The organism is Corynebacterium tuscaniense DNF00037, assembly GCF_000759055.1.
Taxonomy (GTDB): domain Bacteria; phylum Actinomycetota; class Actinomycetes; order Mycobacteriales; family Mycobacteriaceae; genus Corynebacterium; species Corynebacterium tuscaniense.
Map to the genome: position 1 here is coordinate 17,267 of NZ_JRNG01000004.1, position 24,598 is coordinate 41,864.

A 24,598-nucleotide genomic window follows, 5' to 3' on the forward strand; every position below is an offset into this window, starting at 1 on the left:
TTTTACCCGATGGTGTCATGGCAACTAAGGGTTGGCTTAGCTTTTGACTTAGCCGTAGATGCGCTGCGCACCAGAGGCCATTGCGGAAGCAATGGAGATTTCGCTGGTCGTGCCAAAACCAACGGCCCACGCGGTGTTGCGCTCGTCGATCTGATGAGCAACCTTGATGGCGGTGAACTTTGCCTCGAAAAGCTCAAACTGGTGGAACTCGAGGATCTCAACATAACGACCCTCCTCCGCCAACATCGCCGAAAACGCGTGCGCCGGGCCCGAAGCCGTGACCTCGCGGTGCTCTGTCTGAGGCGGAAACGTCTTCGAGGTGCGGGTGACATCCGCAGCGTAGGTGGTGTAGCACCAGTTCTCGCGGGTAGCGGTGATGTCGGAGAATTTAACCGTCGGCGTCGGTGCGTAGGTGGCGGTGAACAGGGACCAGGTCATGCCCATGGCCTCTTCGCGCAGCTCACGTGGCAAACGACGTGGTGTATCGTAGCGGAGCTGGAACGGGTCCAGCGTCTCATTCGGTTGGGTTGACTGCTGCGTGGTCTGCTGGCCGGTTTGTTCTGGCGCCGGGGTCAAGCCATCGAAGCGAGTCTGGTTGGTCTGCTGAGTCTGAGTTGTCTGAGTCTCGGTGTAAGACACGAGTATGTCCTTCTACGTTTGCGGTTTGTGTTGGGGGTGTACCGACTCGCTAGTACTGGGTGGCTAAGGACCACTACCCCACACCGCAGGGAGTCGGCTACTCCGCGTTGGGGTCGGTGGCCTTGAGTACCACCGCTAGCGCTAGAGGCGCTAGCGCTCGTAGAAGAATCTGCTTTTGCATGTCTGTGACAGTAGCCCACTAGCCAGGTGATGCGCAACACATTGGGAGAAATTTTTTCGGCTGCTCTTATGTCGTTTTGTTGTACGCGCAGGTCAAGGCTACAAAAGCCGTCCCAAAAAGTCTACCCTCGATCCCACTATGTGGAACATTCTGCGGCGGATGTGTTGTCACGCTGTCTCGTTCGCGATGCCCGGATCCTCACCGCCCACCCCAAGGCGTAGAACCAGCTTTTAGGGTCCAGCTATTCGGCCTAAAACCATCGAAAAGCTGGATCTTGATAGCTGGTTTTGTCGCAGTAGTGCAGGTTCCATTTAGAAGGGCCGGCTTGGCTGAGCGGAGGTGAGGGCGGGGCCACGGGATTGGGAACGCTGATAAGCGTCGATCACGCGCTGAACACATGCCTGCTCATCGTGGAGAATCTCCGAGGGGAAGAGACGCAAAACCTCGTAACCCTGCTCACGCAACCAATTCTCGCGTTTGAGTTGTTTGAGGACTGTCTGGTGGGTGAGGTCTTCGTACTTCATTGCTCCGTCGATCTCAATAACAAGTTGGTCTACCAGCAGGTCAACCCGCACACGACGACCGATCCACATCTGTGGCTGCGCAGTAATGCCGTTCTCGAAGAGGATGATGCGGAACAGCGATTCATACGGCGACTCCGACAGCGAGACACTCATCACGAGCGCCTCACGCGCCACCGCGATGCCTTTCTTGCCTGTCAACGGCGCGATGGTCGTCGTGATCTGTTTTTGTTTGACCTGCACATTGATCGGTGTATCTCCCTTCAACCACCAGTCCAGCGCAGCAACGCCGTGGCGCAGACCATGCAGCCGAGCGATATCGACGATCGTCCTTTCCAACGTCGTTACACGCAAGATGCTAGAGCCGGTTCCATCAACGGCCTCGAACTCCTGGTAGTCCACGCTGGCGATAGGCATATGACGATATATAACCCCTGGGGGCCACTGGGTAGTAGAGGGCGGTTTGCCGGATGTGTGCGCAAGCTCCACGAACTCTTTCTTTAGAGGTAGTACCCATAGTCCCCAAAATTGCCCGGCGGATCGTCCAACAAGTAAGCCTGTATGTGCTGCTGTCCCAGATGCGTAGCACTTGAGGTAGTCCTGCTCGTAGCGTTTTAGCTGTTCCCAGTCGCTGGCGCGTATGTACTTGGTGGCAGAGAGTTTTACGCAGTCGCTCTGGTGCGCTTGTCCGCGTGACAAAAGTAGGTTACGTAGTTTGACGAAGTCCATGGGTCCCCCTAATAGGCGCGCTCCCCCGAGCGCTCTTGGTGGAGACGTTAGCAAAGCTTTGCCGCGCTAGTCCTCGGCTGACGCTTTGCACCATCCACCACTAAAAACCTAAAACCCGCTTTCTGGCTCCAGCTATTCGGGCTGAAACCGGCGAAAAGCTGGGTGTAGATAGCGGGTTCTGTGGGGATTGGAGAGCGCGGGGATTGGAGAGCGTGGGGAAGGGAGGCGCGCCCAGGCCTGCCTTGGCCCCGCCCGGTTCTACAACGAAGCCACTCGCTGCAGGAACTTTGCTTCCGCGACGGCGACGCGTTCGATTTCGTAGGGGTGGACGGACTCGTCAACCGAGTGGATGCCGGCGAGGTTATCCTCAACGCCGTACATGGCAATGGTGGCGTCGGGGAAGTGCTCCTGCAGGGTGGCGGTCAGTGGGATGGAGCCGCCTGAACCGACGGTGACCAGGTCGGTTGGTGTGGTCACGGTGGGGTCAGAACCGGCGCCTTCCTCGTAGGACTCCTGTAGGCATTCGCCGAGGAGAGCGATGGCGGGGCGGGAGGGGTCGGTGGCAAAGCCGTGGTTGATGTCGAAGATCTCTACGGACACCTTGGCACCCCACGGGGTGTGGGAGATGAGGTGCTGCTTCAAAGCTTCGGCGGCAGCGGCGGGGTCCATGTCGGCGGGAACGCGCAGGTTGAGTTGGGCTTCGGCGCGGGGAACGATGGCGTTGACGGCCTCACTGACCGGGGTAGAAGTGAAGCCAATGATGGTTACGGCGGGGCGGGCCCAGACCATGTCGGCAACACCAGGAGAACCAGCAGTGCCAGACTCCACACCGCCCAGAAGGGACACCCCATCGAGGACGCCGGCGTCGGCGCGGAAGGCAGCAGCGTCGTATGGCTGGCCGGTCCAGGTGGCGGTCAGGGCGTCGCCGAGGCCGTCAATGGTGGTGTGTCCGGAGGCGTCGCGAAGCGAATCGAGGGTGCGGATGAGTGCGGCGACCGGGTCGGGGGCGGGGCCACCGAAGGTGCCGGAGTGGATGGCGCCGCGCAGCGTTTCTACGGTGACTTTGAGTTGGGCGCCACCACGCAGGGCGGTGGTGAGGGTGGGGGTGCCCACGGCGACGTTGCCGGAGTCGGCGATGAGGATGACGTCGGCTTCGAACAGTCCAGGCTGCTCCTGGATGAGCTTCTCCAGCCCGCCGCCGCCGAGTTCTTCGGAGCCTTCGACGAGGACGATGAGGTTGGCTTGGGGGCCGCCGGCATCGTCGATAAGCCTTAAGGCTTCGAGGTGCATGGCCACGTTGCCTTTGCAATCGGCGGCACCGCGCCCGTACCAGCGGCCGTCGCGCTCGGTGAGGGTGAAGGGGTCGGCGGTCCACGCGGCGGGTTCGCCGGCGGGCACGACGTCGTAGTGGGAGTAGAGGAGGACGGTGGGGGCGTCGTCGCTCACGTGGCGGCGGCCAATGATCGCGTCAGCCTTATCCGCGGTCGCGTGCCTCTCCACCTCCAACCCTCTCTCCGCCAGCGCCGCGGCCACCCAATCAGCGGCAGCTGCGTGCTGATCAGCCAATTCAGGGACCGAGTGCGGGGAGTTAAAGGACACGAGTGCGGAAAGATCGTTGAAGATTCGTTCGCGGTTCGGTGTAAAAGTGCTCATGTTTTTGAACCTACCAGCGCGGCACGCTGCTGGTTGTGGCTAGGATCGGCCCTACTCAAACGACGCCGACCTAGAGGGGTGCCGCGATGTTGCAGGATTTCACGGAACTGTTCTCGGAGCTGTTCACAGACCTGTTCGAGAACAAGTTCGCGCTCGTGTTGTTCGGGTTTTTCGCGCTGTCGATTGTGTGGTCGGTGGTGCGCAAGATCTTCGACAAGGTAGTGAAGCGCGAGTACGGGCATGTGGTGGCGGTGGACATTTCGGTGAGCAGGCGCCCACTGGCCAATAAGAACTGGAAGCCCATGAAGACGCGGATGCTCGTGCGCATGCCTTCGGGGGAGGAGCTGCTCACCCGATGGAATGACTCAATGTTGCATCTTAAAAACGGGATTAGGCAACAGGTTTTTCAGGGGACCTGGACCAACTTTCAGGCGCCGAAGATCAATGCTGCCCCGGATGTGCAAGAGGAGGCCATCAAACAGATGAAGGACAGTTTCTTCCGCTACCAGCTCCCGCAGCCAACATCCGTGGTGGTGCGACGCAGGAAAAGCGGGAGGTTTGACCTAGAGTTCTAGGTTTTCTGGTTTCCACCTTTCGTTGGGCCGGAGTAAAATTCCACCAGACTCCCAACCTCCCAGAAAGGCTCAACATGGACAACCGGACGCAACTGCGCGAGCTGACCCTGCGCGGCATCATCATTGGTGGCCTGATCACGCTCGTGTTCACGGCAGCCAATGTGTACCTGGGCCTGAAGGTGGGTTTGACGTTTGCTACGTCGATTCCGGCGGCGGTTATTTCGATGGCGGTGCTGCGTAAGTTCGCTGGGCACAATGTGAAGGAGAACAACATTGTGCAAACGATTGCGTCTGCAGCAGGCACGTTGTCCGCGATCATTTTCGTGCTGCCGGGCCTGGTCATGATTGGTTATTGGCAGGGCTTCCCGTTCTGGACTACAACGCTCGTGTGTGCACTCGGCGGCATCTTGGGTGTGATGTTCTCGGTCCCGCTGCGCCGCGCGCTGGTCACGGGTTCGGATCTGCCGTACCCGGAGGGTGTCGCCGCGGCGGAGGTGCTGCGCGTCGGCGATGGGGATCCGCACAATGAGGAGAATGTGAAGGGCCTGCGCACGATCGTCGTGGGTGGCCTTGTCTCTGCAGCGTACGGCCTGCTCGCCGCGATGAAGGCCGCCGCGAGTGAGGTCGCGGGCGTGTTCAAATTCGGTCCGGGTGCGACGATGCTCGGCGGCTCGCTCTCCCTCGCACTCATTGGCGTGGGCCATCTTGTGGGTATGACCGTGGGCATTGCCATGCTCGTGGGTGTTGTCATTTCCTTCTTCGTTCTGCTTCCATGGCGCACATCTTCGTTTATCGCCGGCTCCGCGGCCGACCTCACCGACATCGTTACCACCACCTTCTCCTCCGAGATTCGCTTCATCGGCGTGGGCACCATGGCGGTAGCCGCACTGTGGACCCTGATCAAGATCACTGGCCCGGTGGTCAAGGGTGTCAGCGCCTCTTTGGCTAGCTCCCGCAAGCGCGCTGCTGGTAATGAGGTGGATGTGACGGAGCAGGATATTCCGTTCCCGATAGTCCTGGGCACGATCTTGGTGTCCATGCTGCCGATCGGTTTCTTGCTGTGGGATTTCCAGCAGGGCACGGACATCCATGAGCACGCGGTGAGCCTGACTATCATTTCGGTTCTGTTTATTCTCATCGCGGGTTTGGTCATCGCGTCGGTATGCGGTTACATGGCTGGTCTCATTGGTGCTTCGAACTCCCCGATCTCCTCGGTGGGCATCATCGCGGTGATTGCATCTGCACTGCTTATCGCTGCCTTTATGGCGGGGACGGATGCGAGTGCGTCCTCGTTGGTGGCCTACACGTTGTTCACCGCGGCGATTGTGTTTGGCATTGCCACGATTTCCAATGACAACCTGCAGGACCTCAAAACCGGTCAACTCGTGGGCGCGACCCCGTGGAAGCAGCAGGTGGCGCTGGTCATCGGTGTGATCTTCGGGTCCTTGGTTATCCCGCCGGTGCTGCAGCTTATGCTTACTGCTTTCGGATTCCAGGGTATGGAGGGTGCCGGCGCGGATGCTCTTGCTGCGCCGCAGGCTGTCCTCATGTCGTCCGTAGCAACGGGCATTTTTGATGACTCCCTGGATTGGAACCTCATCTTCCTCGGCGTGGCTATCGGTGTGGCCGTAATCATCATTGATGAGATCCTGGGTGTGACCACGAAGAAGAAGTATGCGCTGCCACCTCTTGCCGTGGGCATGGGCATGTATCTGCCGGTCGCGGTGACCGTGATGGTTCCGGTGGGCGCGCTGCTGGGCTACCTGTACAACCGGTGGGCATCCGGCCAACGCAATCCGCAGTCCGCGATCCGCAAGGGCACGCTCGGTGCTACTGGCCTCATCGTGGGTGAGTCCCTCTTTGGCGTGGTCAACGCTGGCATCATCGCCGCCTCGCAGGGTGAGAGCCCGCTTGAGATTTTCAGTGGCGCCACCTGGTCCACCGCCCTCGGCGTTGTCCTCTTCATCGGCGCGATTGCTTTCATCTACAGGCGCACTGCGCAGTCGGCGAAGGATTTGCCCGTCGCCGTGCCTGCGGAGAAGTAGCAGCACTTCGCGCTCTACCTTGCACTCGGAACCGTTGACTGCTAAAAAAGGCATTAGCACTCCAGCCAAGTGAGTGCTAAAAAGTCAATTTCGAGTGGGTGAGGCTGTTAGCACTCACCAGCCGTGCCGTCGCGGGCGCCCGCTTGGACCTTGTAGACGTGAGAGTGGCGTCGCCTTTCCCATATAAAGAGGAGCAACAAACTCACATGGCAAAGATGATCGCATTCGATGAGGAAGCACGCCGCAGCCTTGAGCAGGGCCTAAACACCCTGGCAAACGCTGTGAAGGTGACCTTGGGACCAAAGGGACGCAATGTTGTCCTGGAAAAGTCCTGGGGTGCACCGGCGATCACGAACGATGGCGTGACCATCGCTAAGGATATTGAGCTGGAAGATCCGTACGAGAAGATCGGTGCGGAGCTTGTTAAAGAGGTAGCTAAGAAGACTGATGACGTTGCCGGTGACGGCACCACCACCGCTACCGTTTTGGCTCAGGCTCTTGTGCGTGAGGGCCTGCGCAACGTGGCTGCTGGCTCGAACCCGATGGGCATTAAGCGTGGCATTCAGGCCGCAACGGACAAGGTGACTCAGATTCTTCTGGAGACCGCGAAGGAAGTAGAAACCGAGGAAGAGATCGCCTCCACCGCTGGTATTTCTGCGTCTGACCCGGACATCGGTAAGAAGATCGCCGAGGCAATGTACGCCGTGGGCAACGGCTCCGTGAACAAGGAGTCCGTCATTACCGTTGAGGAGTCCAACACCTTCGGCGTTGACCTTGAGGTCACCGAGGGCATGCGCTTTGACAAGGGCTACATCTCCGCTTACTTCGCCACCGACATGGAGCGTGGTGAGGCTGTGCTGGAGGACCCGTACATCCTGCTGGTCTCCGGCAAGATCTCCAACGTCAAGGATCTTCTCCAGGTTCTGGAGCAGGTCATGCAGTCCGGTAAGCCACTGCTCATCATCGCCGAGGACGTTGAGGGTGAGGCTCTGTCCACCCTCGTGGTGAACAAGATCCGTGGCACATTCAAGTCTGTGGCGGTGAAGGCGCCGGGCTTCGGTGACCGCCGTAAAGCAATGCTGCAGGACATCGCGATCCTCACTGGTGGCCAGGTCATCTCTGAAGAGGTCGGCCTGAGCCTGGACACCGCTGACCTGTCCCTGCTGGGTCAGGCACGCAAGGTTGTCATTACTAAGGAAGACACCACCATCGTCCAGGGCGCTGGAGACCAGGCTCAGATCGAGGGCCGCGTCAAGCAGATCCGCGCTGAGATCGAGAATTCCGATTCCGACTACGACCGCGAGAAGCTCCAGGAGCGCCTGGCCAAGCTCGCCGGCGGTGTCGCTGTGATCAAGGTCGGCGCTGCCACCGAGGTTGAGCTCAAGGAGCGAAAGCTGCGCATCGAGGACGCTGTCCGCAACGCTAAGGCAGCTGTTGAGGAAGGCATCGTCGCTGGCGGTGGCGTGGCCCTCCTGCAGGCCGCCAAGTCCCTCGAGGATAACCTCGGACTCGAGGGGGATGAGGCTACCGGTGTGAAGATCGTCCGCGAAGCCATCACCGCCCCACTCAAGCAGATCGCCCTCAACGCCGGCCTGGAGCCGGGCGTCGTCGCCGACAAGGTGGCTAACCTGCCCACCGGCCAGGGCCTCAACGCCGCTACCGGCGAGTACGTGGACATGATGGCCGCCGGCATCAACGACCCGGCCAAGGTCACCCGTTCTGCCCTCCAGAACGCCGCCTCCATCGCCGCGCTCTTCCTCACCACCGAGGCAGTCGTGGCCCAGAAGCCGGAGCCCGCAGCCCCGGCCATGGACCCGGAGGCCATGGGCGGCATGATGTAAGCACGTATCGCTTATCGACGAACCGGTCCCGCGCACTGATTTATCCCCGCGTGGCGGCCGGTTTCGGCGTTTCTGGGGGGCGAGTGGGGCGACTAGTAAAAGAGTGGTCCCCCATCCCGTGTAGGGGGACGGAGGACCACTCACGTATGCAGGCGTCAACACTTTGCGCGTTCCGGTACTGCGAAGTTAATCACAGCCGACCTTCGGGGTGGTGGGTAACTAGCCCAAATCCCTTGGGGATGCTGAGTTTACTCGAGGTCGGATTGAATTAGCCCCCGAAAGTTGGACTGGTTTAATTTTAGGCGGTTAGGGTTTCAAGGGTCTGATTCTGATACTGCACCGGAGATAGGTCAGCCGTAGCCTAAAGTCCCCCTATAATAGGGTAATTGGGGCAGTTTGTGGAATTAATTTTCTGATCAGATTTGCAACATCGATCTCGTCGTTCCGAGCGTTACACGTCCGTTACATACTTTTTCCGCCGTTCATATTTGGCCACAAAAAGAGCAGGTCAGACACATTAACTGGGGCTAGTTAATTTAATGTTCAACTTGTTGCCGGCTTCTAGTTTTGAAACACTCCGCCACGCCAACTGAAAGTTCTGTTTGCGGGTCCTGTGTTTTGTGGCAGGATTACTTCCTGTGACGCCCGATCGTGGTGTCTGACACTCAGAAACCCTCATCGGTGAGAGAAGCCGGTGACTTTCATAAGGAGATACAACATGGATGTCAAGGACATCATCTGGCACCTCGAGAACTTCATCAACACCAACAGGGGTTGGAACGACTTCCTGGGTGGCCTCTTCGGCTTCTTCGGTCAGTGGGATGACTACCTGAAGTGGGTTCAGGAGAAGCCGGGTCAGGGTGAAGGTGGCTTCGCTGCCGGTGCTGGCACCCTGAAGAACCTGCTCTCTTCCAAGTAAGTAATTCACCTTTCACGAATCCATCCACAAGGAGTTAAAAATGGATAACTTCACCAAGTTCATTGACGGTTCTTCCAAGTTCTCTGACGGCCTTGGCCAGATCAGCAAGACGACTTTCGACTTCATCCTCCCGCTGGTTCGCTCCGCTGAGGGCCTCGTCAAGCTGCTGAAGCTCCTCCCGTAATAGGAGCTACGCTTTGCTAGATCACTAGCAAGCACATCAGTCCCGTCGCTTTTGCGGCGGGACTTTTCGCTTTGTTTGTGTGCTTGTGCGGGGTAAGGGGGCAGCATGGACAAGCAAAACTGCGACCTTGTTCCCGCAGTGGGGCGTGGGAAGTGATGGGTGACTACACTGGTAGGTATGGCCAACGATGACGATATGCCGATGATCGACCTCACCCAGACCGAGGGCTACTACGTCGACGACTCCGATGAAGATGACCCGGTGCTGCTGCAGGCGGACGGCACCCCGATTGAAACCTGGCGCGAAAATTACCCGTATGACGAGCGCATGACGCGCGATGAATACGAAAAGACGAAGCGCGCGCTGCAAATTGAGCTGCTGAAGTGGCAGAACTGGACTAAGGATACAGGCCAGCGTCACATCATCATCTTTGAAGGCCGCGATGCCGCTGGCAAGGGTGGCACTATTAAGCGTTTCAACGAGCACCTCAACCCGCGTGGTGCACGCACGGTGGCTTTGGAGAAGCCTTCGCCACGGGAGTCGACCTCCTGGTACTTCCAGCGCTACATTGAGCACTTCCCGGCCGGCGGCGAGATCGTATTCTTCGACCGTTCCTGGTACAACCGTTCCGGCGTGGAGCGCGTCATGGGGTTCTGTACCGAATCGCAGCACGCCGAGTTCCTGCGTGAGGTGCCCATGCTGGAGAACATGATCCTTGGTTCTGGTATCTCGCTGACCAAGTTCTGGTTCTCTGTGACCAAGAAAGAACAGCGGACCCGTTTTGCTATCCGCCAGGTGGACCCGGTGCGTCAGTGGAAACTGTCGCCGATGGACCTTGCGTCCTTGGACAAGTGGGACGACTATACCCGCGCCAAGGAGGAGCAGTTCCGTTACACGGACACGGATGAGTCGCCGTGGATCACCATCAAGTCCAATGACAAGAAGCGTGCCCGTTTGAACGCGATGCGCTACATCCTGTCTAAGTTCGAATACACCAACAAGGACCACAGTGTGGTTGGTGAGCCTGATCCGTTGATTGTGAAGCGTGGCCGCGACCAGATTGGGGACTAGTTTCTAGGATGCTCTAGGGCTAATTTCGGAGTTTGAGGGAGCTGGGTTGCAGTGTGCAGCCCAGCTTTTTGCTTTCGCGGGGTGATCCGGGGGGTACGTATCAATCAAAAGGTCTAGATAGTCTTGATGGTAGCGCTAAGGACGGGCTAATTTCATCACCGAAAATAAGGTATCGCTAGCTTCTTGGAGGTTGATGTGAAGAAAGTTCGTGGCGCGGTCATCGCAGCGGCAGTCGCTGCAAGCGTGATGGTTGTGCCGGGAATGCCGGTGGCGCTGGCAGCAGAAAACGGTGCACTGTTGTGGGGTATCAGGGCCTCATTCAACAACTACGTTGGTGGACCGGTACTCGTGGGGGATGGGGCTACTGAGGATAAATCTACGGGGGCACAGCGCTTCTCCTTCCCAATTGAAAATGTGAAGTACGATCGCGATGAGGTGCGCCTCGAAGCGCAGTTTAAAGGCACCGTGAAGTACAAGCAGTACTGCGACGGGAACGAGGACAAGCTCAATGCGCGGTGCGACTTGGATCTCACGTTCAGCAATCCGAAGGTCGTGCTTGATGACGATAAAGATTCCTACATCGAAGCCACCGTTAACTCCCGCCAGTACCTGTCCGGCACTTACTACGACGGCGATGGTCAGCCAGTTCGTGTGGTCAACCTGTACCCGCAGTCCGGCACTTTCCGCAACGTTGACGGCACCATCAACTGGTCTGAAATCCCTGCAACGTTGACGGAGCAGGGCAACATGATGATGTCTGAGTTCTATGATGTGGGCGAAGGTATGGACCCCGTGGACTTTAGCTATCAGGGTGATGGTGCGGACATCACCGACCCGAACGCCCTTCGTGCCTATCCCATGTCCTGGGACTCCCCGGTGCCGTATGACAGCGCCGTCACTCGCATCTTCGACCTGGGTAAGAACGTTCTTGCCTCCGCCGGCGGAAGGGGCATCTACCTGCTCAGTGAGGACCTGAGGCAGCTCGCCGCCTTTGAAACCAACGCGTCCAAGCGTGGCACCGGTGCCTACGACGCTAAGACGTCCACCTTCTATTACGCCGAAGAAGGCTCCAAGGAGCTCAAGGCGCTTCCGGTCACCGATGATGATTTCGGTGAGGCCAGGATCGTATACGAGGCGAACGGAGAGATCCTGGCGGTCGGCGCACATCCCAAGACCGGTAAGGTCGTGGCCATCGCACAGGACGCCAAGGTTGGCGGTCAGGCGGAGCCGTTGGCGCAGTTGATCACGGTGAGTGGCGGGCAAGCCCAGGGGCAAGAACTGCCGACATCCGAAAGGCTGTACAAGCCGGTATCGAAGCAACTCACCGCGGTTGAACAGGGTCTGCACGCCTACTCCGAAAGCGCGTACCGCTCCTCCTTTGATCCCAACAACATCCGCGAACTCATGCCGATGGATGACGGGACCTTCGTCTACGCATCCCGCGCTGAGATCACCTTCGCGGACGGGGGATCGAGCTACAAAAACATGCTGATCTCCATCGATCCAGCGGCCGAAGGCGCTGAGGTGGCCAAGGCCATGCCGGGCTCGTACACGCTGACGAATAAGCAGCTCGACGCAGTGACCACTAACGGTTCACGCATCATTCGAGCCAACACTTTCGGCGACATCCAGTCGCTGGTTTACGCTGAGCGCGACATCAAGGAGCAGACCCCGGTCAGCTTTATGGAGGGCTACAAGGGGTGGGGTCTCGGTGGTTTCGAGGCTGATGGCACTCCTGTGGTGATCAATGGCCAGACTGGCAAACTTGTCTGGTTTGATCCGGAGACCTTTACGGTCAAGCGTGAAGCCGCAGTGCCGAATGGCCGTGAGGTGTCCAACTTGAGCCACGGTGATCTCATCATCCGTGCGAATGGGCTCTACTACACCCCGACCGTGGACGAATCCCGCGGCGACTACATCGAGCACTACAGTCTCCGCATGCTGCACAAGGGCGACTACACACCATCTACTCCGTCGCGTCCGCGCCCGCCGAAGCCAGGGGAGACTGAGCAGCCTGAAGGCCCCAAGAAACCTGAGGGCTCGACCCTTCCGGGGAAGACCATCGGTGCCATCATCGGCGGGCTTGTTGGTGGGCTGGCCGTGCTAGGTGCGCTGTTCCATTTCTTTGGTGGTCCGCTGCTGAAACGGCTCGGTTTGCTCTAAAAAACAGTAGCGACGGCGCAGGTGGGCGTTTAGGATCAAGGAATGACCGTGGAGATCACGTGGCCCGCAGAGGGTATTGCACAGCTCACGATCGAGCGCGATGAGAAACGTAATGCTCTGAGCAGTTCATTGTTGGACTTGCTTATCGACGCTTTCCGGCAGGCCCTCACTTCCCACCCCTGCGCCATCGTGCTCACCGGCGCCGGATCGTGTTTCAGTGCTGGAGCTGACCTCGCAGAAGGCAACCCCGAGGATATTTATCCCGCACTGGTCAAGCTGATTGATCTGATTCGTGCCATCCCCGTCGCCACGATTGCCTACGTGAATGGGCCTGCGATTGGGGCGGGTGCGATGCTCGCTGCGGCTTGCGATATTCGCGTGGTCAATTCAACTTCTTTCTTTGCCATCCCGGTTGCACGCATGGGTGTGAAAGTAGACCGCCAGTTGGCAGAATCCATGACAGATCTTCTTGGTGGTTCCCGCGCTCGTATGCTGCTCATGACCGGGGCGCGTCTGTCTGCTGCCGAGGCTGTTTCCGGTGGCTTTGCGGCTGCAGAGGGTGATATTGAGGCCGCCGTGGACGTGGCGCGAGTCTGTGCATCCGGTGACCCGCAGACGATTGCTTCGATTAAGGAAGCTTTCGCCTAGCCCTGCAAGCGTGGCAGGTCCGCATGCTGATTTGCCACATATAGCTCGTTTGCAACATAGAACTTAGGCAGCAGTTTCAGTTTGTGGGACTGTCTGGGGGCTGGGGGTTAAAGGAGTTAAGGGGGGTTAGGAGTGGTCGGAGGAGTGCATGATGGCGCGGGAAAGTTTGCGGAGGTGCTTGAGTTGCTTCGTCGTAGCGTCATCAAGTGCGCGTTCTTCGGCGGCTTCCACGAGCTTGGCTAACTCCGAGTGAATCTTGTGGCCCTTCTTAGTGGGCGTAACTAGTTGGCGGCGGCGATCCTTCGGGTCGCGCTTGCGTTCCACCCACCCTTGGCGTTCCAGGGAGTCGATGAGGCGGACCATGTCAGAGGCATCGACGCTCAGGAGCTCTGAAAGCTGATTTTGGCTTGCCGCATGCTCGAGAGTGCAGGTGAGCACCCAGAACTCACGCATAGTTGTGCCGTGTTTGGCGAGTGCTTCCTCTACCTCATCCTTCGTAGCACGACGGACCCGCTCGATCTGGAAAGAGGGGGACTGGATGAGCCCGGCGGGGAGGTGGAGAGATTCAGCCATGGCCCCAATCTATCAGTAGTGGGGAAGTCCTATGGTTGGTATCTCTTGACCTTCGGGGAAGGATGAAATTACTCGGAAGGGAGACCCGCCTCGGTCCAAGCTTGTGTGCCACCCTCGACGTTGATGACGGGGTTTTCACTAAGCGTTGAAAGATACTGTGTGGCTTCGGCGGAACGACCACCGGCCTGACAAATCACGTACACAGGCTGGGAGAAATCAATCTTGTCCGTCAAAGCCGCAAGGTTGGACAACGGGAGATTGATGGCGCCGATGGCGTGGAGGTGGGAGAACTCGTCGGGCTCGCGGACGTCGATAAGCTGAGCATCCTGTGGAACTTCTGTGACCTGTACTGAACGCATGGCGACAGTCTAGATGTAAAGTTTGCGGTATGTCTGGACAGTCGGGGGTGCGCAATGGGCGGTGGGGCAGCCCAGGCCGGAGACCCCGCGCGAACGTAGCGCTCCCACCCGCCGAACGGCGATTCAAACCACAACCCGCGTACGTGTACAAACGGCGCCGATGGGGCGCGTTTTACCTCATGCTCCTGTTGGTTGTCTTGTTTATCCGATGCTGTGTGCCGAGTGAGCATGACCGGGAGATGGAAGCGCGGCAGCAATTGTTCGAATCCATGGCACCCACCGAGAGTGTGGACGTGGGCGAGTTTGTGGAGAAATCCCGGCCCGCAGAAATCATCATCCCGGCGATCGGCGTTCGGGCGAACTTCTCGGGCGGGGTGTGCCACTTCCACGATGGGGTCCTGGACCCAGAGTCCGCCACCGAGGCGTGCATCTTCACTGCGGAAAACAAGCCTTACCAACTGCCAGGATCTGAGGCGGAAGACATTGTGGTCATTGCTGGGCAGGCAGGAGGAGACGGGCTGGCGGTGTTCTCCAAGCTGTGGTCTGAACCTTCCGGGGAATCGGGGCTTATCCCAAATGATGCCCTGTACCTCCGTACCGACGCTTCAGGGGATAAGTGGCTGAAATACCATGCCACTGACTTCCATTCGGCAGGGGAGGAAGGCCTCTCCCATTCCGCAGACGTCTGGGGTACCGGGCCCATGCCGGGGCGACTATTGACTATCAGTGCTATCCGTCCGGAAGGGGAGGATGCTGATGTTGATGCGCCTTCGGGTTCGGAGCAGGTGCACAACGCCATTGTTGGATGGCAGTTCACCGGAGTTGTGTCCGCCGAGTCGGTCGGGGAATAGAGCTGGCATTTAAGGGGGTGGGTAAAGCAAAGCGCACAAGTCGGTGGTGACTTGTGCGCGACGGGCGAGTACGCCCTGTGGGGATGACCTGGGAGTGCGTTGAGTTAACTCTTAAAGTTCTTGATGGAATCGTCCAGGATCTTCTCAGCTTCAGCCTTATCGCCCCAGCCGGAGCCGGTAACTTCCTTGTTTGGCTCGAGGTCCTTGTAGTGGACGAAGAAGTGCTCGATTTCGTCCTTGAGGAAGTCGGAGACGTCGGAGATGTCTTGGTAGTGATCAAAGCGGACGTCGTCAAGCACGCAGAGCAACTTGTCATCGCCGCCAGCCTCATCCGTCATCTTGAATACGCCCAGCGGACGAGCCTTGACGATGACGCCGGGGAGGACCGGTTCAGGGGTGATCACGAGGGCGTCCAACGGGTCACCGTCATCGGCAAGAGTTTCGTCAATAAAGCCATAGTCCAGCGGGTACGCCATTGGAGTGAACAGGTAGCGGTCGAGGTAAACCTTGCCGGTTTCGTGGTCGAGCTCGTACTTGTTGCGGGAACCCTTGGGGATCTCAATAGTGACTTCAATTGCCATACCGTGCTCCTTAATTTCTGAGGTGGCTTTCGTGTTGGATCTATCGTAACTATTGCGAGGAAAGGGGGAGATACGGGGCAGATGATGGTTGACGGAAAAACTTGGCGGAGGCGTAAAACTACCCCCGTTTGTGACATGAATCCGAGCTAAGAAAAAGTACAGGTTTGCTCCGGATCGGCACCCTACCAGGCCGTTTTATTTACTCGGAAACCAACGGAAAGCCCTAATCGGAGGGCGCTTAAGTGCTGAAAAATAATCATTTCTAATTGTTAGGGTGAGACTATATGTCGCTGTAGGTGGATGGAAATATGGTGCTTCCCCAAGAAATCACTACCCCCTTTCTTGGTGTACCCTTAGTCAAACTGTGTATTAGGTTCTAAACTCTTAAGTTGCTCCGAGAATTCATGGAGGAACCTGACAGTTGTGCAGTCCGCCATGGTCTCGCGAGAAACGCACCCTGACGGGTGCGGGAACCTATCCAGGTTGGGGTGTTGCAAGGAAAACGCTCCCGACTCGGGGAGATTCCATGAAACACTCTGCCGTCGGCTGGACAGCTTGGCGGTCTAAAAGAACAGTCTCTGAAAGGCAGACACACATGGCAACCAACTTCACTAAGAAGACTGCTGCTATTGCCCTGGCAGCAGGTCTCGCATTCTCCGGCTCCGCTGGCGCCGTATTCGCTCCGGTGGCAAGCGCACAGAGCCTCGCAGACATCAACAAGGCAAACGTCTGCATCAAGATCCACAAGAAGGTCGGCGCAAAGACTCACGGTAACCCGAACCCGGATGGCTCCGCAGTGGAGAACGTTGATGGTCAGCCGCTGGCGGGCGCAAAGTTCACCCTGCGCAAGCTGAACTACGACCTGAGCAAGGAAGCTGACTTCGCTGAAGCAGCTAAGTTGCAGAAGACCGAGTCTGGTCTCGCAGACATCCCGGAAAACCGTTTGGGCGAGATCATCGGCACCAAAACCACTGATGCTAGCGGTCTTGCAGCGTTCGACAACATCCCGGCAGGTGCCTACCTGGTCACTGAGGAGCCGCCGGCAGACGCCAACGGGGCAACCTACATCCCGTCCGCTCCGTTCATCGTCTTCGCACCGATGGCTACGACGGACAACAAGTGGAACCGCGTTGTCCACGTCTACCCAAAGAACACTGAGCTGAAGGCTGTCAAGGAAGTCAAGGACAAGGGCAAGAACCCGATCCAGGATGGCACCGAGGGCACCGAGAAGAACAACGTTCTTGAGTACTCCGTTACCTCCCCGGTTCCGTACCTGCCGCCGAACCGCAAGCTCACCGAGCTCAGTGCTGTGGATATCTACAAGGCCGGCGACTTTGTTAACGGCCTGAACATCGACAAGGTTGAGATCGTTCGCGCTGACGGCACCCGTCAGGCTCTGAACGCTAACCAGTACACCGTCGCCAACGGCACTGAAGAGGTCGTTGAGAACGGCAAGGTCGTTGCTGACACCACCCGCACCGTGACCGTGAACGATAAGGCCATCATTGACTCCCTTAAGGGTGGCGACAAGCTCGTTGTCACCCTCAAGGGTGAGGTCCGCAAGATCCAGCAGAACAATGCAGGCGAGGGCATCGAGGACGGCGAGGTGACCAACTTCGCTCGTACCACCGGTAAGACCAAGGTCACCGGCCAGCCAGGCTCCCAGGACAAGCCGGAAGAGCCGTTCGAGACCCCGAAGACCCGCGTTGAGTCCTACTTCGCAGCTGTTCGCGTGATCAAGTTCGAGAAGGACGAAGAAGGCAAGGAGAAGAAGCTCGACGGCGCTGTCTTCGACGTTTACTCCGTGCCTGCTGCCGCTGCGTGCACCGACACCAAAAACCGCACCATGATTAAGAAGGGCTTCCAGGTCACCGGTGGCGAGGCTGTCATCAACGGCCTGCACGTCACCGACTTCGTCGATGGCAAGGCTGTGACCCCGGGTGTTGAAACCAACAAGTTCTGCATCGTGGAGACCGCTGCTCCGTCCGGTTACTCCCTGGACACCACCCCGCATGAACTGACCGTCCACAAGGCAGATGCTCAGAACCCGAAGACCGAGAACAAGCTGACCTTCAGCTCCACCGCCAAGGTTGAGAACAAGAAGCGTCCGAAGTTCGAGCTGCCGCAGACCGGTGGTATGGGTGTTGCAGCCCTGATCCTGGCTGGTCTGGCGCTTCTGGGTGGCGGTGCTTTCGCAGCACGTCGCAAGAACGCCTAAACCTAGGCGGATCTAGCCAGTGGGAACACTGGTGGTTCTAGTGAGCACCGTCCGAGTAGATCGGGCGGTGCACTCTAGGCCAGCTGCAGCAAGATCCGAATAACGGCTTGCTGCGCCCCGGTAAGGGGCTGGCGTACCCGTGCGGGGAGGCGCCGATAAGCAAAAAGAAAGTATCCCCGCCCGTTTTTTAATGAGGAGACCCAATGTCATCGCTGGTGCCGGTCGATACAGACCAAACCGAAGGCGGTGCTGTGAAGAACGCAGCCAAGCCAGACGGAACCCGCCGCGTGCTCATGCCGTTGCTGGTCATGCTGCTCGGGCTTGCAGTGCTGCTTTATCCAGTCGTTTCAACACAGTGGAACAACTGGTTGCAACAGCGATCCGTTAATGAATACAACAGTGAGCTTCTCTATAGCGAGCAAACCGACCCAGAGGCGATGGAACGCGCACTGGAATCTGCTCGCCTGTACAACGAAGAACACACTGACGGGCCGGTTCTGGACCCATGGCTGGCGCGTATATCTCAGGACAACGCTGAGTACCAGGACTACCTGAAGGAACTTAGCGATTACCCGGCGATGTCGCAGGTAGCCATCCCGTCCATTAAGTCCAACATGCCCGTCTATCACGGCACGGATGAGGAAGTTCTACAAAAGGGTATTGGGCATCTCTTCGGATCGGCGCTGCCGACCGGTGGGGAGGGCAACCATACGGTGTTGACGGGCCACACAGGCCTGACCAATGCGACGCTGTGGGACAACCTCATTGATGTCAAAGAGGGCGACGCGGTCTATCTAAATACATACGGGCACAAAATGAAGTACGAGGTGCACAACATTGAGGTTGTGTTGCCGGGAGAGACAGATTCCCTCAAGGCCCAAGCCGACGAGGATCTGCTCACACTGATCACGTGCACACCGTATGGCATTAACACGCACCGTCTGCTTGTGCACGCGCACCGTGTGCCGATGGATCCATCGGAAGCAGACGTATTTGAAGAAACAAACAAGCTGATGCAGTGGTGGATGTGGCTGGTCCTCGCTATCGCTGTAGCGGCAATTATTGGCATCATCTGGTGGCTGCGTAAGCAGCGTCGGTCCGCAAGGGGCGAGTCCTTAGCAGCGGCTGATGGCTCTGCTGAGGAGCAGGTGGATGAAGTTACGGCACCAATCGATGCTGAAGGTGAAGACGAAAATGAAAATTAGAATGTTTGCGGCAAGCGCAGCCATAACGGTCATGTTGTGCGCTGTGCCGAGCGGAATCGCAGATGCGCAAACACGTCCGGTCAATGGAAATGACCGCGACGTCTCGATGGAGACTCTGGATACGAGTCGTGGTTTGTCCCTCAAGGTGACTAAGGCGAAGGGTAACCCCTACAACGATCACCGTGAAGGTCAGCTGCCGGAGGGGCGTCTCGCGGGTGTGAAGTTCAAGCTTTATATCGCTCCAGACTTCCTGATCGCCAATGATGCGGACCGTAAGAAAGCAACACGCGCGCGCACCCAGGAAGAATGGGATGCTATTAAACGCGAGCTCGTAGCAACGCAGGTTACTGACGCTAAGGGTGAGGTCACGTTTACCAACCTCAGGCCTGCGCTGTACCTACTTGAAGAGGTCGCACCGGATACCGCGCACAATTATCACGTTTCCGCACCGCAATGGGTGGTGCTCCCGCTTGCCGACGCTCAGGGGAGCCGCTTCATCTACGACAACGTGATGGTGATGAAGCCTTCCCCCACGGTGACGACCACTCCGCCGGCGACGACGACCCCGCCGACGAGGCCCCCAGGAACGCCGCCACCAACCACTCCGGGTACCCCACCGGCGACGACAACCACGGTCACTCCGCCACCGGGTACGCCCCCGGCAACGCCACCCGGTACCCCGCCGGGGACGCCTGGAAAGCCAGGATGGCTACCGGAAACGGGTGCAAGCGTATTGGGGATTGTTTTTGCAGGTTTGATGCTCATCGGGCTTGGTGCCTTTATCTCTAGGAGGAACGCGAACTAATGCGTGCTCACAAGAACTTCCTGAAGAAGCGGGTCGCTGCGGCGCTCACCGCTACGGCGGTGTTGATTGGCGGCGTTCCGGCAGCTGCTCAGCCCACACCTGCTAACAACGCGGCCGACCCAACATGGACGGTTAAGGACGAATCCGGTAGGACTACTGAAGTTGAGCCGGCGATCCCGTCTGCTGAAATTCCGGACTTCCCCGCCGAAGACGAAGACAAGGATGTCCCTGTCGACCCTCCGGCTCCACCGACGTTGACCCAGAAGAACACCAAAGAGAATAAAGTGGTGTCTTCCCCAGAACTGGCTGAAGATGTCACCTTCAAGCACGTGCGCTCCTTGCCTGACGGCGCTGAAGAATACAGGCTTGAGGCGAAACTGAACCTTCCTGCTCTCGACGGAAGCGATCAGGCTCTTCCGCTTGACGACATTTCCTTCGTAAGCACCAAAGGGCCTCTCAACATCGAGTCCGTTGAGGACACGAAGGTTGACGGCACCAAGGTTGACGAAGATTCCGTGGATGTTGTCAACTACCCCGAGAACCCCACCGAGGAAGAGAAGAATCTCATTCCGGATGAGATGACCGGCGACGTGATCACGGTTGACACGACGTCCACCGTCTTGAGCGCTGAAACGGATGTCACCACTACGGTGTACACCACTGAAAAAGCCCCTAGCGACGTGGAGTGGAAGCTCTACCGCGGCGCCGTGCCGGAGGTGGCTGAGGGGGCCGCACTGCTGGCTAATGATCCATATGGCCCGCTTGATCCAACGAAGGCGCGCCTTGTTGTACAGGTAGCCGGCGATTGGCTCGGTCCCAATGGCAAGAACAATGCACCGGAGTCGACCAGCTGTACGAGGACCTGGCTTGGTAAGCCAAAGAATTGTCGTCAGGACACTCTGTTCAAGTACTCCGCTGGCGAGGGAGCAGTCCTGAGGCTTTATGCGCCTTCCGGCAAGCTGGACGAGAACGCAACGAATACGCGTTATTCCCACAAGCGTGAGCTGACTCCTATCAATGAGCCATGGGCTGTGTGTACGGCTGATGCCTCTGGCAGCTGTGTTTTTGATGTCCCGGCTGATGGGAACGGCTACTACTGGGTTGGTATGGAGAAGGCTTCTGACGGCTACTCGGTTATTGATCGTGTCCGTACTGGTGGTTCAGGCGCTATTAACGAAAAAGGCATCGAAATCGCCTACGTTTTCGCTACCCCGCAGCTCAAACAGGGCGAGCGGTACTTTTCCGGCAACTGGTACAAATCTCCCAGTAGGGGTAATTACGACGCTAACGTGTTCATGACTACCCCTGGTACGAACTCTCGTGAGGGCAAGATCACGCGGCACCGTAACTCCACGGGATCCATCTTCCAGGTTAGGGACAACCCTGAACTGAAGAAGCGCTGTGGAACAAAGGTTGGCTTCCTCGTCGATACCTCCGGCAGTATGGGCCAACAAGGTATTGAAAGTACCAAGAACTTCCTCCGAGCAACCGTTGCAGGCTTGACAGGTTCTGGTGCCCAAGTTGGTATGGCGACGTTTGCTACGGATTCCCCTGGCGCGGACAATCCGCGCAACATCCTCAGGCCCGTACCGATGAATGGCGATAGGGTTCCCCAGGAGTTGAATAACTACATCAACCGAATCACTCAGGTCGAAAGGCTTTTGGACCCGAGAGGCGATACCGACTGGGAAGAAGGGCTGAGGCAGTTCTACAACGAGGGCTACGACGTCGTGTACATGATTACCGACGGTAACCCTACGAGGACCGAAACGAGATTCCCTACCTGGCACTGGAATTGGCCGGACGGTGACGGTGTACACACATACGCAAATACTGTTGAAGCCGCAGTTGGCGTTGCAAATGCGCTGAAGGCGCAAGGTACGCGCGTCGTCCCAATCGGTGTTCCTTCCAAGTGGACCTACTACCCCGCGTCTGTTGATGTGACGATGGCCGTATTCCTCGGTCCAATCTGGTGGATTCTGCGTTCCCAAACGAGGTTTGGGGAAACACGAGTCGATGCTTCTGCTCAACAAGAGCTTGAGCTGTCTGCAAGCAACCTTGCCGCGCTTTCCGGTCCTAAGCAGTTTGGTGTGAATGGAGTGAACAGCATGAAAGATGCTGATTTCGTCCTGAACCCAGACCCAGGTCCGGTGATCAAGGGCATCCTTGAGTCGATTGGTAAATGCTCGATCACTGTTGAGCGACGGCTCTATGAGGGCTCGGACCCTGTTGCTAATCCGCCGGTGACTGACAACTCGCGCGCATTGACCGAAGCAGAAGCTGCTAACTGGCCTATGTTCTTCCGCGGTACGCCACAAGGTGGAGGAAGCCCTGATGCAGTTGATCGTATGGTTCTGCCCCGTGTTGAGAACAACCCTGGCTACCCAGGTGCAGACCGTTCCAACTACTACGCCGAATATGTTCTCAACGGCACTCATGGTTACCAGGTAGACGTGAGGGAGCAAAAGACTAAGGCACCTCTGAGTGTTGAAGGCCGTAGGATCACCAGAAACCCGGACGGCTCCCGAAAGCTCGAGGCCAACGGTACGTTCTACGTCGGTGAAGGTGCTGGAAGGCGGAAAGTGGACTTCGCTCCGCTGACTCTCGATCCGCCGACGGAAGTGAACGGTGTACCTGAGGGATGGATTGCGGTTAAGGCCGCCACGAAGCTGAATGCTGAGGGCCAGTGTGTTGGACCGAATGATCCATCAGGCAAGGAAACTGCGATTGATCAACGTGCCAACATCACGGATCTGCCGTCCGCGGCTAATCCAAAGCCGGCAACGGATGACTTCAGGGCCAGCAACATTCCGCTTGAAGGCGGTTGTCACTACATTGTCTACTACATGACGGCGCCGACCACGTTCAAGTTCAAGTTGAACAAGGTTGATGCCCATGACAATAACGTGGCTCTTGACGGTGCTCAGTTCAAGCTCGAGGGCTTGGATAAAGGCAACACGGATCCGAAGGACCCCGTCTCTGTTGATGGCGCTGGCAAGGGCGAGTTCAACTGGGATAAGTTGAAGCCTGGCCGCTACAAGCTGACAGAAACGAAGGCTGCAGATGGTGGATACTTGTTGGTCAACCCGGTCTACTTCAGGGTCGCATCTGTGACGGAACCTGACGGGGACAAGGTGAAGCGTGTCACCAAGCTGTACATCTTGGCCGATGAAAACGACCAGAAGGGTACGGAAGTCACTCCCGATAATGCTGATCAGATCGTTGGATTCCCAATTGTCGAATTTAGGCAGACGGAAAAAGATGGTTCGGTTCAGATCACCATGAAGCTCGCTAACACGAAGACTGGTGAGTTGCCAAAGACCGGCGGGAATGGTGTGTTCATCCAAATCCTGCTTGGTGTGCTGTTGTTGCTGGCGGGTGCGTTTACCGCGCGGCGTCGCATAATGGCATAGGCCTGGATGACGGAAACTCCTCTTCGGGGGATCGAGAGATCGGTCCACCTGATGGGGAGTTTTTGTTTGTCCTATCACGGTGGGACTCGTTGAGGGGGCTAGTGTTGGAGCCGATGAGTGAGAAAAAGAAGCGTTGGCCGTGGGCCGTGGGTGCGGTGGCGTTGGTCGCCGTGGCTGGTGTTGCTGGTACGGGTGTGTGGGCGCAGCACGAGATAGGGGAGCTCACGCATGGCCCGGGATATAGCATGGTTTCGCCGGGGCGTTTGCCGGTGGAACCCGCGTCGGCGGCACCGATTGATCAAGAACGCCTGAAGTCGACTTTGGCCGCGCAGGCGGCGAATCCGGAGCTGGGCACGTTGCACGTGCGCGTGAGCAACGGTACGACTGGGGCGACGATCTTTGAGCAGAATGCGGAAGATCCGCTGCGGCCGGCGAGTGCTACGAAGATGCTCACCGCGGCGGCGGCGCTGTACACGCTTGAGCAGGATGCGACAATCACCACGCGAGTTGTGCGGCAGGGTGACGCGGTGACCATTAAGGCGGCAGGGGATGTGTGGCTGTCGCCAAAAAGCATTGACGCGCTGGCTGAACAGATAGGAAGCGCCGACGCTGTCTTTGTGGATACGTCGGTGTGGCCAGAAGATTCCTTCTTGCCGGGGTGGGATGCGGAGGATGTTGATGCCGGCTTCATTGCCCCTATGGAACCGGTGATGATTCATGGTGGGCGTATCGGTGAGACGACAGGAGATGTGCCGCGGACGCATACTCCGGCGTTGGATGTGGCGCGGGCACTGGCCAATAAAGTGGGGGCGCAGACTGTTGGTATTGGTCCGGCGCCGGCCGAAGGGGATGTGGTTGCCAGCGTGGAATCCCCACCACTATCTGAGCGTCTGCGGGAGATGATGAAGGAATCCGATAACGTGATGGCGGAAGCGATTGGGCGTGAGGTGGCCAGGGGTCGCGGGGGGTCGGCTCCAAGCGCGACCCTCGGTATTTTGAGGGAACATGGCTTTGATGTCACAGGTGTCACGCTTGAGGATTCTTCGGGGTTGTCGCGCTTTGATCTCATTCCGCCGCGGCTGCTGGATGACATTATGTTGCGCGCAACTACTACTGATGAGTTGCGTGATTTGCTGCCAACGCTCGCCGTCGCAGGCGGTGACGGTACGCTCTACGACCGGTATGTGGACCTGCCCGGCAAGGGCTGGGTCCGTGCGAAAACAGGGACACTGACAGGGACATCCGCACTGGTGGGGACGGTGACATCTAAAGTTGGCAATGTGTACACCTTCGCCATGATCAGTAACGACAGTGACATTCTGAAGGCACGGAAACGACTGGATCAGTTCGCGTCTACTCTCCGGGAGTTTTAGCCGTGGCGGCGGAACCTTTTTGGCCGCGGGTCTCGCCACATTTTGTTGAAT

General features: G+C 58.0%; 20 protein-coding genes. 14 read left to right on the top strand and 6 right to left on the bottom strand.

The window, feature by feature from the left end; all coding sequences use genetic code 11:
- Positions 1-48 precede the first annotated feature (48 nt).
- The 3 genes from HMPREF2129_RS01410 to HMPREF2129_RS01420 form a co-directional block, all read right to left on the bottom strand.
- A complete protein-coding gene (locus tag HMPREF2129_RS01410; protein ID WP_232218064.1) occupies positions 49-639 on the bottom strand; it encodes an acetyl-CoA acetyltransferase in 591 nt (196 codons plus the stop codon).
- Between the two features lie 492 nt (positions 640-1,131).
- A complete protein-coding gene (locus HMPREF2129_RS01415; protein ID WP_034662122.1) occupies positions 1,132-1,758 on the bottom strand; it encodes an endonuclease domain-containing protein in 627 nt (208 codons plus the stop codon).
- Between the two features lie 570 nt (positions 1,759-2,328).
- Positions 2,329-3,723 (bottom strand): M20/M25/M40 family metallo-hydrolase, encoded by a 1,395-nt coding sequence (locus tag HMPREF2129_RS01420; RefSeq protein ID WP_034662125.1) that lies wholly within the window; start codon positions 3,721-3,723, stop codon positions 2,329-2,331.
- Between the two features lie 86 nt (positions 3,724-3,809).
- Between HMPREF2129_RS01420 and HMPREF2129_RS01425 the strand changes: the two genes are divergently transcribed.
- From HMPREF2129_RS01425 to HMPREF2129_RS01455, 8 genes are all read left to right on the top strand, one after another.
- Positions 3,810-4,298, top strand: coding sequence for a hypothetical protein (locus HMPREF2129_RS01425; protein ID WP_034662128.1), 489 nt, complete (start codon positions 3,810-3,812; stop codon positions 4,296-4,298).
- 74 nt (positions 4,299-4,372) lie between these two features.
- Positions 4,373-6,343, top strand: coding sequence for an OPT family oligopeptide transporter (locus tag HMPREF2129_RS01430; RefSeq protein WP_034662130.1), 1,971 nt, complete (start codon positions 4,373-4,375; stop codon positions 6,341-6,343).
- 206 nt (positions 6,344-6,549) lie between these two features.
- Positions 6,550-8,184 (top strand): chaperonin GroEL, encoded by a 1,635-nt coding sequence (gene groL, locus HMPREF2129_RS01435; protein ID WP_034662132.1) that lies wholly within the window; start codon positions 6,550-6,552, stop codon positions 8,182-8,184.
- Between the two features lie 718 nt (positions 8,185-8,902).
- Positions 8,903-9,103: a hypothetical protein gene (locus HMPREF2129_RS01440; RefSeq protein WP_034662135.1), complete on the top strand. Its 201-nt coding sequence runs from the start codon at positions 8,903-8,905 to the stop codon at positions 9,101-9,103.
- A gap of 40 nt (positions 9,104-9,143) precedes the next feature.
- Positions 9,144-9,287, top strand: coding sequence for a hypothetical protein (locus HMPREF2129_RS10955; RefSeq protein ID WP_156959211.1), 144 nt, complete (start codon positions 9,144-9,146; stop codon positions 9,285-9,287).
- 177 nt (positions 9,288-9,464) lie between these two features.
- The gene (gene ppk2 / locus HMPREF2129_RS01445; protein ID WP_034662138.1) at positions 9,465-10,358 is read left to right on the top strand and encodes a polyphosphate kinase 2; all 894 of its coding nucleotides are present in this window, start codon (positions 9,465-9,467) and stop codon (positions 10,356-10,358) included.
- Positions 10,359-10,553: 195 nt separating this feature from the next.
- The gene (locus HMPREF2129_RS01450) at positions 10,554-12,521 is read left to right on the top strand and encodes an HtaA domain-containing protein (RefSeq protein ID WP_156959212.1); all 1,968 of its coding nucleotides are present in this window, start codon (positions 10,554-10,556) and stop codon (positions 12,519-12,521) included.
- Between the two features lie 42 nt (positions 12,522-12,563).
- A complete protein-coding gene (locus HMPREF2129_RS01455; RefSeq protein WP_034662330.1) occupies positions 12,564-13,169 on the top strand; it encodes an enoyl-CoA hydratase-related protein in 606 nt (201 codons plus the stop codon).
- A gap of 126 nt (positions 13,170-13,295) precedes the next feature.
- On the opposite strand, the gene HMPREF2129_RS01460 is transcribed toward HMPREF2129_RS01455, so the two are convergent.
- Both HMPREF2129_RS01460 and HMPREF2129_RS01465 read right to left on the bottom strand, forming a co-directional pair.
- Entirely contained in the window at positions 13,296-13,742 is a 447-nt protein-coding gene (locus HMPREF2129_RS01460) for a MarR family winged helix-turn-helix transcriptional regulator (protein WP_034662144.1), read from the bottom strand.
- A 68-nt stretch (positions 13,743-13,810) separates the two neighbouring features.
- Positions 13,811-14,101: a rhodanese-like domain-containing protein gene (locus HMPREF2129_RS01465; protein ID WP_034662146.1), complete on the bottom strand. Its 291-nt coding sequence runs from the start codon at positions 14,099-14,101 to the stop codon at positions 13,811-13,813.
- A gap of 269 nt (positions 14,102-14,370) precedes the next feature.
- On the opposite strand from HMPREF2129_RS01465, the gene HMPREF2129_RS01470 reads away from it, so the two are divergent.
- Entirely contained in the window at positions 14,371-14,952 is a 582-nt protein-coding gene (locus HMPREF2129_RS01470) for a hypothetical protein (protein ID WP_146014938.1), read from the top strand.
- Between the two features lie 104 nt (positions 14,953-15,056).
- On the opposite strand, the gene HMPREF2129_RS01475 is transcribed toward HMPREF2129_RS01470, so the two are convergent.
- Positions 15,057-15,533, bottom strand: coding sequence for an inorganic diphosphatase (locus HMPREF2129_RS01475; protein ID WP_034662149.1), 477 nt, complete (start codon positions 15,531-15,533; stop codon positions 15,057-15,059).
- Positions 15,534-16,128: 595 nt separating this feature from the next.
- On the opposite strand from HMPREF2129_RS01475, the gene HMPREF2129_RS01480 reads away from it, so the two are divergent.
- From HMPREF2129_RS01480 to dacB, 5 genes are all read left to right on the top strand, one after another.
- Positions 16,129-17,751, top strand: coding sequence for a SpaH/EbpB family LPXTG-anchored major pilin (locus HMPREF2129_RS01480; protein ID WP_034662151.1), 1,623 nt, complete (start codon positions 16,129-16,131; stop codon positions 17,749-17,751).
- 203 nt (positions 17,752-17,954) lie between these two features.
- Positions 17,955-18,956 carry a class C sortase gene (locus HMPREF2129_RS01485; RefSeq protein ID WP_084576411.1) on the top strand — a complete coding sequence of 334 codons (1,002 nt, stop codon included), beginning with the start codon at positions 17,955-17,957 and terminating at the stop codon, positions 18,954-18,956.
- Complete coding sequence (locus HMPREF2129_RS10520; protein ID WP_156959213.1) at positions 18,946-19,761, top strand: pilin N-terminal domain-containing protein; 816 nt, start codon at positions 18,946-18,948, stop codon at positions 19,759-19,761. The genes HMPREF2129_RS01485 and HMPREF2129_RS10520 overlap by 11 nt, the downstream gene beginning before the upstream one ends.
- A complete protein-coding gene (locus tag HMPREF2129_RS01495; protein WP_034662154.1) occupies positions 19,761-23,174 on the top strand; it encodes a VWA domain-containing protein in 3,414 nt (1,137 codons plus the stop codon). The genes HMPREF2129_RS10520 and HMPREF2129_RS01495 overlap by 1 nt, the downstream gene beginning before the upstream one ends.
- A gap of 113 nt (positions 23,175-23,287) precedes the next feature.
- On the top strand, positions 23,288-24,547 hold the full coding sequence (dacB, locus tag HMPREF2129_RS01500) for a D-alanyl-D-alanine carboxypeptidase/D-alanyl-D-alanine endopeptidase (RefSeq protein ID WP_052092539.1): 1,260 nt from the start codon (positions 23,288-23,290) through the stop codon (positions 24,545-24,547).
- The last annotated feature ends 51 nt before the right edge of the window (positions 24,548-24,598 follow it).